A 12,147-nucleotide genomic window follows, 5' to 3' on the forward strand; every position below is an offset into this window, starting at 1 on the left:
AGAGTATAATGAATTATAATACAGGAGTTTTTCTGAATTCAAATGTAATAAAATGATGTATAAAAAATACACCCGAGATAAAAATCAAAGCCTCAGGTGTATTTTTTGTCGTTGAAATCCTTAGATGGATTGCTGGTAATGTATTTATACAATTTCAATCAGACTTCCTCTTTCTTCATCCTTAATAATGTTGAGTGCCGTAGGAATCTTCTCTTTAAGTTCTTCTACGTGAGAAATAATTCCCACAATTCTATTTTCCTTCATCAGATTGGTCAGTGTTTCAAATACAATATTCACAGATTCCGTGTCCTGAGTTCCAAAACCCTCATCAATAAAAAAGAAGTTTTTATCAGCCTGGGCATTGGATTGAACACTTTCTGCCAACGCTAAGGCAAGACTTAAAGATACCTGGAAAGCCTGACCACCTGAAAGTGTTTTCACACTTCTGCTTCTGCCTTCGTTAAGATAATCGATGATCTCAAAGTCATTATTTTCATTAAGCTGCAGACTCAGTTGATTTCTTGTCATCCTATGGAAGCGGGTATTGGCATGATCACAAAGTTGTCTTAGATAAATTGAGGAAACATATTGTACAAAACCGGCACCTTTGAACAGGTTTATCATCAGTTTCAGGTTTTCAGAACGTTTTTGAAGCTTTGATAATTCCTTCAGAAGCTCTTCTTTTTTCTGGTATTCCTTCTCTAGTCTGTCTTTTTCAGCAATCATAGTTACCACAGAATCATTGATCTGCTTCAATTCAGCCTGAGCTTCTCCAAACTGTTTTTCTGCCAATGAAAACTGTTCATCATCAAAGGAAAGCCCTTTAAGTTTCAGCTCCAGACCTTCAATAATTTTCTTTAAAGTTTCAAAATCAATTTTGAATTGCTGGATTTTAGCTCTTGCTTCCTGAATATTGATTTCCTGCTGAAGAATCTTTTCCACTTCATTAAATACTGTAAAATTGTGCTCGTTTAAAGCTTTATCAATAGTTTGCTGATTCCCGGAAATTTCTTTTTCAAGTTCTGCAATTTGTTTTTCAGACTGGCTGACGATAGCTTTCTGCTCTGCAAGTTTAGGAGCAAGATCTTTTTCCTGTTGAGAGGCTTTTTGATATAGCTGTTCTGTTTCAGTATTGGATAGCGCTAATTTCTGATAAGCTTCTTCAATTTCTGTTACAGTCTTTTGCTCATAATGTTCCCATTCTAGTATCTTAAGGTTAGAACGGCTGATGTTGATTTCTTTCTGCTTGGTAGCCTCTTCCAGCTTGAAGTTTTCCAAAGCATTTCTATATTTTTCAAGAACTTTGCTTTCTTTTTCAAGGGTCTCACGTTCCAGATTAATGGTTTTGTCTGCTTCTTCAATTTGTTTTTCGATAACAAAAGAATCCGATCTTTTTTTCTCAAAATCATTCTCATGATCCGGGCTGAACTGTTTCCATATAAACTGTTGGAGATGACTTTCCCTATCCTTTTGGATCTGCTGAAGAACTTTTTGTTCAGAGATCAGTTGCTCTTCAAAGATCTTTTTTCTATCCAGTATTTTCTCAATAGCAGTTTCCTGTTGCTGAAGATGTTGAGCTTCTTGTTCAACGATCTTTATTTTTTCCTGAATGTCCTGTAGTTCGGTGTTGATATCATAAAATTCCACAATATGCGGATGCTCCTGGGAACCACAAAGTGGACAGGCTTCACCATGATGAAGTTCACTGGCAAAACGGGACAATTCTTTTTGGATTTTCAAATGATCCAGCTTTTGAGAAAGTTCCTTTTTCTTTGCTTCCAACACTTCCTTTTTATTATTGAAATCAGTTTTAAAGTTTTCCTGAATCGCAAAAGGTTTTAATTCCTCAGCAATGAGTTCAATCTGTTTCTGATGTTTTTCAGTTTTTTCAATCTGCTCCTGATGTGATTTCTTAAAGTTTTTTTGTTGAATAAACCAGTTACCCACATCGGAAATTAAAGAGGGATCAAGCTTTTGAGCCTTCAAAACCTCCATGTTTTTAGACAATTCAGTGATTTTTTTCTGAATCGTATCTCTTTGAACTTCTACTTCCGCTACTTTTTCTGAGCCTTTTTGAGTTCTTTCATGAAGAGTTTTAATCTCATCATGAAACTTCAGAATTTGTACAATAAGACTTAAATCATTTTCCTGTATTCTGGACTGTTCCAGTGCTTTGACTTTAGGTTCTAGAGCAGTAAGTTGTTCTTTTACAACCTTAAAAGTAATTTCTGTTTCCTGTAAAGCTTTGGTTTGGTTTTCTTTCTCATTTCCTTTTTCAACAATACTCTTTAAAAGCCTGTTTTTTTCGGTAATCAAAGGATTAAAAACTCTAAAAGTATGATCGTACCGTTCCGATTGAGCTTCCAGAGCATCCATTTGAGGTTTTTGTTCAGATAGTTTACCGAAGTTTTCCTGGTTTAGTTTTAAACTTTCAAAATCAGTTTTTAAATTTTTCAGTTGTTGATAAGTCTGGGAAGCTTTTTCAAACTTTTCATTGGCTTGAACCAGTTTTTTTTGTTCCTCTTCCAAAAGATCTTTCCGGAGTTGAATTTTTTCTTCATTCACTTCTTCAAAACCTTTCAGCTGTCCTTCAAGCTGATCCAGCTCAGATCTGTTTTTGGCATTCAAAGCTGAAACATTATTTTGCAGATCATACCGCTGAAGGCTGAAAATTTCCTTCATCATATTGGTTCTGTCAGCAGCACCTAATTCAAGAAACTCTTTGAATTGTCCTTGAGGAATAATGATGGTACGTTTGAAGTTGGAATAACTTAAACCAATAATAGTTTCCGCATTGGAATGATCCAAAGGAATCCACCTTCCATCAATATTTTCATAGAACGCTACAGAATTAGGCTTTACATCATCAAACTTCTTGGAATTTCGTCTGAAATCCCTCGTAGCGCGAAAAAGTTTATTTTCATAATTAATAAAATCAAACTCAATATAAGAACTGTTCGATTTTAAATTCATCATATTATACGCTCTTTTGTCACGCATATTCAAACGTTCCGTTTCCCCATACAAAGCAAACGAAATGGCTTCAAGAACTGATGATTTTCCGGAACCTACTGCTCCGAAAATACCAAATAATCCCGCTTCCGTAAGATTTTTAAAATCTATGGTCTGGCGCTCCTGGTAGGAATACAAACCTTCAACTGTTAATCGAATAGGAATCATGGCTTAGGTATTTAGAATTTCGTTAAACAATTTCATCAATTCTTCATTGGCTTCCTGTCCTGCATTCTTTGATTTAAAATAATCCTTAAACAATGTTTCTATATTCTGATTTAAATTAATTTCTTGGTTTGTTTCTTCACCGAACTCCTTACTTTTAACTTTAGGAATAAGATGGACAATTCCAGTATGAGACTGATAAATGAGTCTTCGTTCATCAGCCGTTAAAAAGGTTTCACTTTCTAATGTAAGTTCAATAAATGCATTTGGATTTTCCTGCAACCACTGAACAGTTTCATCGACAGATGTAAAGGTTTTTCGCACTAAAGTTCTTCCGCTTTTCAATACCTTTTTTTCATAAGAAACTGGTTGCCCTGGTTCTGCATCAATAATGGATATATATTTTGTCTGACCTGCCTCACTAAAGCTATAGCAAAGGGGAGAAGATGAATACACTACGGGCTTTTCCTTTGTTCCGATATTCTGATAACCATGCAGGTGACCCAAAGCTGTATATTGAATCTGTTCCGGAATACTGTCAGAATAAATAAGATCAGCATTTCCTATTTTAATCGGTTTTTCTCCTTCGGGTTCTTCCAAAATTTCACCTCCTCTTTTATTCATATACAAATGAGCGGTCAACAGGTTAATCCCATTTTCATCACAGAACTGATTGGCAAGATCTTTCCAAGTTTTCGAAAGGACATTATTGATCTCTTCTTCTTTATTTTCTCCTAAATATTCTTTCAAACGGATTTCATTAGCGTAAGGAGTATGCAATAGTCTTATTGGAAAATCAATAGTGTTGATTTTCACTTCTATAAAGCCTTCTTTTGAATGGGTAATGCTAAAATGTTCTGTTCCAAACGGAGTAATTTTTGCTTTGGGATGGCCAATTAGAATAATTCCACATTCTCTGGCCAATGGATCTGGTGCATTGATGAGGTTGGGGGAATCGTGATTCCCGGCAATGGCGATTACAGGACGTCTTCCGTTTTGAGACAAACGTTTCAGTGTTTTATAAAAAAGCTCAACAGCTTCAACAGCGGGGTTAAAATTATCAAAAAGATCACCGGCAACAAGAATAAGGTCTGCCTGTTCTTCATCAGCAATCGCAATGATTTCCTCCATTACTGAAACCTGCTCTTCCAGTCGGGAAAAGCGATCCAGTTTTTTTCCTAAATGCCAGTCGGCGGTATGTAGAATTTTCATAAAAAGTTGATCGTTATTTATTATCGCTTTCTTTTGTTTTGAAATCAGCCATAATCTGTTTTAAACGTGCTTTTCTTTCTGCTTCGGCATTTTGTATTTTCCGTTTTTTCTGATCAATTTGCTTTTTATTTTTTTTCCTGTTGGCGTCGTTGTTTTTGCTCATATTGGTTTGTAGCGAATATTTTTTATAGGTAAAAAATTGCTTCATCAAAAATACTAAACATTAAGAGTTTAAACAATTTTAGTCGCTAAGTCTGATAAAATGTTTTAATTTTACCATGTTATGGAAGAAAAATCAAAAGATCCTTTACACGGAAAAAGACTCGATGCCATCCTTGAAGAATTGGTAGAATACTACGAAGGATTTGAAAAATTGGGCGAGCAAATTAACATAAAATGCTTTACAGATAATCCAAGCATCAGTTCCTCTTTAAAGTTTTTAAGGAAAACACCTTGGGCAAGAACGAAAGTAGAGAGTTTGTATCTTTTTGTACTGAGACAAAAGAAAAAGAGAGGAGACCAGAAATAAGAATAAAGGCTGGAAGCCGAAAGCCCGGTGCTGAATATTACTTGTAGTCTTAGAACTACGAATAATTATTCTATGGAATTAAGAAGAATATTTTTAAAAGGTCAAAAGAAAATATAGTTGTTCTTTATGCCTTTCATAGCTTCATTCTTTCATCTCCCAGCTTCCAACCTAATTAAATAATTTCAAAAAGAGTATATTTGTAGTATCGTTAATCGTAAAAAAAATTACGACAAAAAAAGAAAAATATGACAATTGAAAACAATCACGTTGTAGCTGTAAAGTATATCCTTCACACTATCGAAGCAGATGGAAGTAAAGTTCTTGTAGAAGAAACAACAGCAGAAAATCCACTTACATTTTTGTATGGTGTTGGAATGATGATTCCAAAATTTGAAGAAAATATCCTTGGTCTAAAAGCTGGTGATAAAGCTGCTTTTGTAATTCAGCCTGAAGAAGCTTACGGAGAAAGACAGCCTGATGCTATTGCTCAATTGCCGCTTGAAATGTTCCAGGAATCAGGAACTCCACCTGTTGGGGCGATTTTACCTTTATCAGACAATCAGGGGAATAATTTCCAGGCTTTTGTAGTAGAAGTAACTCCTGAAGCTGTAGTAGCAGACCTTAACCACCCAATGGCTGGTAAAGTTTTAGATTTCCAGGTGGAAATTTTAAATACTCGTCCTGCAACAGAAGAGGAATTATCACACGGTCACGCTCACGGAATTGACGGTACTGACGCTCACTAAGAAATAATATAAATGTCCGAAATATCGGACATTTTTTATACAATTATTATATTGTAAGACAATAAAAAGATAACCAGCAGAACGTTCTGCTGGTTATTTTGTTTTTATATACAAAAAGTAAGTATTGTGCTTGGCATTCCCCTTATTCTGCATCATACTCCGTTACATCAATAAATGTAAGGAACCATTTCCCATCAATTTTTGTCATGATAAAACTAAATCCATTAATAGGAGCCTTTTCTTTACTGTTCTCAGCAAGGGTTACAAAAACAACATTTTTAGGATTGGAATTGATCTTAAAAATCGTCTGCTCCTTTACAGCATATAGTTCTGAAAACTTGTCAGCATAATCATTGACTGTATTAGAATTAAACTGAACAAATAATCCTTCTTTTGCCCATTTCTTATTTTTTAAATCATATCCAGAAGTCTGGTCGAATTGTATCGGAAACTGGTTTCTGATATTCCATGCCTTTTTGATAGGTCCTAACGGCATGCTGAAATCAACATCCTCATTTAAAACAAATCCCAGCTCACCACCACTTTTAAAAAGGACACTTACACCATAGGTTTCATTCACGTATTTATTCATGATAGTACCATTTTTGGTCTGGAAACCCTTTAAGATATCGGTTACAGCCCTGGAAACTTCTTTTTTATCTTCAGCTGTTTGTGCGTTGAAAACACCAAAGCAGCAAAATAAAAACAGCAATGTGTAAATAAAATTCTTCTTCATATTATTATTAATCTAAAAATTCACCTGAAACATAATACCAGCGCTCATGCATTTTCTGAAAAACAGAAAATTCGTGATGAATTTGCGGATGACCATCCTGGTCTGTATAATAAGCCTTAAACTCTACATGGTTTAAGGTAGGAGTTTGAATAATTTCCAGTTTTGTCCATTCATTAATCTCTCCCCATTCCTGTAAATCCTGTTTGTTGTGGAATTTTCGTTTTCCTGGAAGGGTAGTTTCCATTAAATATTCACCGTTGGGAATAGCGAAGGCCGAAAATCTTGAACGCATTAATGCTTCAGCAGTAGGAGCATGTTTTTCTCCGGTGTGATAAGGCTTACAGCATTCTTCGTAGGATTTTCCTGAACAGCAGGGACAATTCATCTTTTTTATTTAAAATTTTATGCTGCAAAAATAAGGAATATCAATAAACAGACTTGATTTTTACCTGCTATAAAATTGTATGTTGATGATAATCGCCACGAATGCACGAATAATTTTATTTGTGTATAAGGTATGACTAAAAAAAGTTGAACTGCTCGAACCTAATATTAAAAAGTAAGAATAATATTCAACATTAAAAATTCGTGTATTTGTGGCAAATAAAAGAAGCACTCTTAAAAGAATGCTTCTCATTGTATTATTTAATAAACCCTCTGTTTCTTAATAAAGGTTTAATGTCCGGATCATGTCCTGTGAAATCTCTGAACGCCTGATTAAGATCTACAGAATTTCCTACAGAAAGAATGTATTTTCTGAAACGGTCACCGTTTTCTCTGGTTAAACCACCATTCTTACTAATCCATTCCCATGCATCATTATCCAATGTTTCAGACCACAGATAAGCATAATATCCTGCTGAATATCCACCACCCCAAATGTGTGCAAAATAAGGAGTATGGTATCTTGGTGGAACCGTTGCTAAAGTAAATCCGTGGTTTGTTAAAGATTGTTTTTCAAAATCCAAAACAGGGATAAGCTGGCTTTCATTCGTTACAGAATGCCAATCCATATCTAAAGCTGCTGCGGAAACCAATTCCGTAGTCATATATCCTTGGTTGAAGGTAGCCGCTTTTTTAATTTTATCTACTAAAGTCTGAGGAATCGGTTGTTTTGTTTGATAATGAACCGCATAATTTTTCATTACAATCGGATCCAATGCCCAGTGCTCATTGATCTGAGATGGGAATTCCACAAAGTCTCTCGGTACATTTGTTCCGGAAAGAGATGGGTATTTCTGGCTTGCAAACATACCATGGATAGAGTGTCCAAACTCATGGAAAATGGTTGAAACATCATCAAAACTGATTAATGAAGGCTTTCCAGGAGCAGGTTTCTGATAATTGTAGCAGTTTACGATTACAGGTTTTGTTCCCATAAGATAAGACTGTTCTACGAAGTTACTCATCCAGGCACCCCCATTTTTAGAATCTCTTGTATAGAAATCCAGATAATAGATCGCGATAGATTTTCCGTCATGATCAAAAACTTCATAAGTCACTACATCCGGGTGGTACACTGGAAGGTCAGTTCTCTTTTTGAAAGTTAATCCGTAGAATTTTTCAGCCGCGAAGAAAACTCCTTTTTCTAAAACGGTTGTGATTTCAAAATAAGGTTTAATCTCGCTTTCATCAAGATCAAATTTAGCCTTTCTTACCTGCTCAGCATAGAAATTCCAGTCCCAAGGTTCTACTTTGAAACCTCCTTTTTGCTGATCGATAAGATCCTGAATATCCTTTGCTTCACGTCTTGCTGTTTCTACAGCTGGTGTAGCCACTTGATTCATTAGTTTCGTTGCCGCTTCAGGGGTTTTGGCCATCTGATCCTGAAGTTTCCATTCTGCGAAATTCTTTTTCCCAAGAATCTGAGCTTTTTTCAATCTGATTTTAGCAAGCTTTTCAATAGTTTCTCGTGTATCGTTAGCATCACCTTTCTCAGCTCTCGTCCATGAAGCTTTGAATAGCTTTTCTCTGGTAGTTCTGTTTTTCAGGTTTTGTAAAAGAGGTTGCTGGGTTGTATTTTGTAAAGCAAGAAGGTATTTACCCGGTTGTCCTGCTGTTTTAGCATCAGCTGCTGCCGCTGCAATTTCGTCAGCAGAAAGTCCGTCAAGTTCCTTTGCTTCAGAAAAGAATACTCCACCTTGCTTTCTTGCTTCCAATAATTTATTAGCATATTGAGTAGAAAGAGAAGCCAGCTCCTGGTTGATCTGCTTCAGTTTTTCTTTATCTGCAGCAGAAAGGTTAGCTCCTGCAATCTCAAAGTTTTGCTTGTAGTATTGTACCAATCTCTTGCTTTCAGGATCAAGTCCGTCTTCTTTGATGGATTTGATTCTTTTATAAAGATTTTCATTCAGGTACATTTTATCAGAATGTGCTGCAAAAATTGGGGCATATTCTTCATCCAAAGCCTGTAGAGTAGGGTTTGTATTTGCACTTGTCAGATTAGAAAAAACAATTTGAGTTCTTCTTAGTACTTCACCACTCTTTTCCAATGCAACGATGGTATTTTCAAAAGTAGGAGAAGCTGGATTGTTGGCAATCTTTTCAATTTCAGCAGCATGTTGCTTTAATCCGAATTCAAAAGCCGGTTTAAAATGTTCGTTTTTAATTTTGTCAAACTCCGGAGCTTCGTACTGAAGCTTGCTCTTCTTCATAAAAGGGTTTGAAGATAATGATGGATCGGGAGCAGGAAGTTCCTGTTGAGTATCGGTCTGTTTCATTGTAGTACAAGATTGATTGAACGCCAAGGCAGAAATTAATAATACCGATGAAATATTCTTCATAAATATAGTTGTTATTAAAGTATAAAGATATTAAAAACTTGTCTTACAGCTGATATTTTGCATTATGTATTTAATAAAACGGATAATTTGAACATTTTTGTGTAAAAAGAATATGACCTTTGTTTCATATTTTTTTTCCAACGGTTGAATTACAGAGACTAAAAGGATAATAATAAGAAGATGTAATATTTTTTATATTTTAGTTGTTATTAAATTATAATCTAAAAAATAATCTATAAAAAAAATAAACATGAAAAAAAGAACTCTTTTTATTTTTTCAGCCTTAGTGGTGTTGGCCTCATGTAATGAAAGACATGAGAAAAAGAATAGAGAAAACAATAATGGGTGGGTAGAGAAAGTCATCAATAAAGAAACCGGGCCTATTCAGCAGAGAGAATTCAAAGGAGATTTTGATGAAATTCAGGTTTCTCAGGCTATTGATGCAGAGATTATAAAATCCGATGTAGAAAAAGTGATCATTTCGGCACCTCAAAGTATTATTGACGAAATTCTTGTAGAAAATAGCGGTGGAAAACTTCATATTCATTATAAGAAGGGAATCAGAGTAATGAATATCAGTAAAGTTACAGCAAAAATTTATACGAGAGACTTTACAAAACTGACTGCCGAATCTGCAGCAAGTATCAATGTAAAAGATAAGTTTACTCAGGAAAAAACAAGTGTAGAATTATCCAGTGCAGGGAGTGTTTCCGGAAATCTGGAGGCTAACGATTTCAATATTAATGCAGATAGCAGCAGTAATTTTAATGGAAAAATATGGGCTGTAAATCTTGAGATAGAATCTTCCTCAGGATCAAGTATTGATATTTCAGGAAAAGCAAAAAATGCGGATATCAGTTCTTCTTCCGGCAGTAGTATTTCAGCTAAGGGTGTTATTGCAGATCATGTAGAAGCTGATGCGTCCAGTGGAGCCAGCATTCATATCAGTGCAGTTTCTTCGGTTAAAGCAGAAGCCTCTTCGGGTGGAAGTGTAGATATCGCCAGAAAAGGAGACCTTAAAAATATCACCAAGAATGAAAGCAGTGGTGGAAGTGTAAATATCGAATAAAATTAATCCTGGGATTCTTCTTCCTCCTCTTCTTCTGGAGATGAAGACGAAGAATCCCAGTTTTTATTATCAAAATTTAGATTATCATAAGCTAATAATTCCTCCTCACGCTGGAGGATTTCTTTTGTGGTAAACAAAGCAATCTCACTATCTTCCGTTGCCTTAGCCAACTTTCTGATAGAAGCTTTATCAATAGCCATAAAACGCTGCCCAAGACGTCTCGCTGCATATTTTCTCATCCCTGTTTCATGCAGGACATCCACAGCCATATCCACAGCAGTTCCCAAGGTTTCCCGATAAATATGATTAATGCCATTGTTAAGATATTCGTATGCGTCAATCCTGTTTTTGGCCCTTACAAAGATTTTTACCTTCGGATAATGCTCGCGAACCAGTTCTGCAATAAACATATTGTCATCCGCATCATCTAGACACAATACCAGAATTTCAGCATCTTCAATGCCTGCTGCTCTTAGAATAGGAATTCTAGTCGCATCACCATAATAAACCTTAAAGCCGTAGCTTCTCAACAATTTTACACGATCCGAATCTCTATCCAGAACTGTTGCCGATATTTTATTGGCTTTTAGAAGACGTCCCACCGTACTCCCAAAATGTCCAAAACCTACAATAATAATTTTTTTCTGACTTACATCACTGTCCAGAATATTATAATCATGTTCTTCCTCAGGGATTTCTTTAATAAATTTAGGGGTAATAAATTTATCGTTAACAATCAATAGAATAGGAGTAATACACATAGTGATTGCAGTGACAGCCATTAGCTGTGCATTCAGTTCCGGACCTAGAAGATAGAGATCCGAGGCATAATTTATCAATACAAAAGCAAATTCTCCCACCTGCGATAATGCAAAGGCATAGAAAAGGCTTTGTGGAGTATCTATTCTATAGAACTTTCCAATGGTATATAATACTAAAAATTTTATTGCCAGTACAGCAAATACGGTACTGAAAATAAATAATGGATCTTTTTGAATGATATTGAAATTAATCGTTGATCCCACACTCACAAAAAATACAGCGAGTAACAACCCTTTAAAAGGATCGATCTGTGCTTCAAGTTCGTGACGGAATTCACTGTTGGCCAACATGACTCCGGCAAGGAAAGCTCCTAATGCGGGAGAAAGTCCGATAACGATCATCAGTTCAGATACTCCAATAACCAGAAATAAGGAAGAAGCGGTCAGTAGCTCAGTCATTCCTGATTTTGAAACATAGCGTAAAAAGGGTACAAATACATACCTACCCAATAAAATCAATAGAGCTACTCCTAAAATCACTGTGCTTGCCTGAAGCCATTCCGGAAGTTTTTGGATCAGAATCTGAATTTCATTATCGTGATGCTTTGCTTTATAGTTAGCAATAATCGGAAGAATAGCCAAAATAGGAATTACAGAAATATCCTGAAATAATAAGGTCGAGAATGAAGCCTCTCCAGCTGTCGTTTTAAAGTTATTTTTTTCCTGTAAAGTCTGTAGTACAATTGCGGTAGAAGAGAGCGCAAAGCACATAGCAACAGCAATAGCCTTATCTATTCTCCAACCCACGCTGATGAATACCAGAAATAATAAAAAAATGGTCAGAAGCATCTGGGTAAGTCCCAATCCCATAATTTTCTTACGCATTTCCCAGAACTTTCGTGGTTCCAGTTCTAGCCCAACGATGAATAAGAGCATGATAACTCCGAATTCACTGGCATGCATAATATCGTTTACGTTATTTCCTGTCAGTTTGAGGACATAGGGACCAATAATAATTCCTCCTAAAATATAACCAATTACTGAACTCAATCCCAATTTTCTGGCCAGCGGAACCATGATAATGGCTACACCCAGAAAAATTAATGTGTTCATCGCTAAGCTGGACTCCATATA

10 protein-coding genes are annotated in these 12,147 nt (G+C 35.7%); 3 read left to right on the top strand and 7 right to left on the bottom strand.

The window, feature by feature from the left end; all coding sequences use genetic code 11:
• Positions 1 to 144: 144 nt before the first annotated feature.
• Genes NBX25_RS23740 through NBX25_RS23750 form a run of 3 tightly spaced genes read right to left on the bottom strand, consistent with a single transcriptional unit; the run spans position 145 to position 4,552 of the window.
• Positions 145 to 3,180 carry an AAA family ATPase gene (locus NBX25_RS23740; protein WP_250255724.1) on the bottom strand — a complete coding sequence of 1,012 codons (3,036 nt, stop codon included), beginning with the start codon at positions 3,178 to 3,180 and terminating at the stop codon, positions 145 to 147.
• A 3-nt stretch (positions 3,181 to 3,183) separates the two neighbouring features.
• Complete coding sequence (locus NBX25_RS23745) at positions 3,184 to 4,389, bottom strand: metallophosphoesterase family protein (protein WP_250255725.1); 1,206 nt, start codon at positions 4,387 to 4,389, stop codon at positions 3,184 to 3,186.
• A gap of 13 nt (positions 4,390 to 4,402) precedes the next feature.
• The gene (locus NBX25_RS23750; protein ID WP_164464403.1) at positions 4,403 to 4,552 is read right to left on the bottom strand and encodes a hypothetical protein; all 150 of its coding nucleotides are present in this window, start codon (positions 4,550 to 4,552) and stop codon (positions 4,403 to 4,405) included.
• 120 nt (positions 4,553 to 4,672) lie between these two features.
• Here NBX25_RS23750 and NBX25_RS23755 point away from each other — a divergent pair, with 120 nt between their 5' ends.
• Complete coding sequence (locus NBX25_RS23755; RefSeq protein ID WP_123858999.1) at positions 4,673 to 4,918, top strand: VF530 family protein; 246 nt, start codon at positions 4,673 to 4,675, stop codon at positions 4,916 to 4,918.
• Between the two features lie 245 nt (positions 4,919 to 5,163).
• Positions 5,164 to 5,664, top strand: a complete 501-nt coding sequence (locus NBX25_RS23760) for an FKBP-type peptidyl-prolyl cis-trans isomerase (RefSeq protein WP_123859000.1) — start codon at positions 5,164 to 5,166, stop codon at positions 5,662 to 5,664.
• Between the two features lie 142 nt (positions 5,665 to 5,806).
• On the opposite strand, the gene NBX25_RS23765 is transcribed toward NBX25_RS23760, so the two are convergent.
• The 3 genes from NBX25_RS23765 to NBX25_RS23775 form a co-directional block, all read right to left on the bottom strand.
• Complete coding sequence (locus tag NBX25_RS23765; protein WP_250255726.1) at positions 5,807 to 6,400, bottom strand: hypothetical protein; 594 nt, start codon at positions 6,398 to 6,400, stop codon at positions 5,807 to 5,809.
• 7 nt (positions 6,401 to 6,407) lie between these two features.
• On the bottom strand, positions 6,408 to 6,785 hold the full coding sequence (locus tag NBX25_RS23770; protein ID WP_250255727.1) for a YchJ family protein: 378 nt from the start codon (positions 6,783 to 6,785) through the stop codon (positions 6,408 to 6,410).
• A gap of 256 nt (positions 6,786 to 7,041) precedes the next feature.
• Entirely contained in the window at positions 7,042 to 9,183 is a 2,142-nt protein-coding gene (locus NBX25_RS23775) for a M3 family metallopeptidase (protein WP_250255728.1), read from the bottom strand.
• A 250-nt stretch (positions 9,184 to 9,433) separates the two neighbouring features.
• Here NBX25_RS23775 and NBX25_RS23780 point away from each other — a divergent pair, with 250 nt between their 5' ends.
• Complete coding sequence (locus NBX25_RS23780) at positions 9,434 to 10,252, top strand: GIN domain-containing protein (protein ID WP_250255729.1); 819 nt, start codon at positions 9,434 to 9,436, stop codon at positions 10,250 to 10,252.
• 2 nt (positions 10,253 to 10,254) lie between these two features.
• Here NBX25_RS23780 and NBX25_RS23785 read toward each other — a convergent pair whose 3' ends face one another.
• Positions 10,255 to 12,144, bottom strand: a complete 1,890-nt coding sequence (locus NBX25_RS23785; RefSeq protein ID WP_123908991.1) for a monovalent cation:proton antiporter-2 (CPA2) family protein — start codon at positions 12,142 to 12,144, stop codon at positions 10,255 to 10,257.
• Between the last annotated feature and the right edge of the window lie 3 nt (positions 12,145 to 12,147).

This window comes from Chryseobacterium sp. Marseille-Q3244 (genome assembly GCF_940807095.1).
In the GTDB taxonomy this organism is placed as follows: Bacteria; Bacteroidota; Bacteroidia; order Flavobacteriales; family Weeksellaceae; genus Chryseobacterium.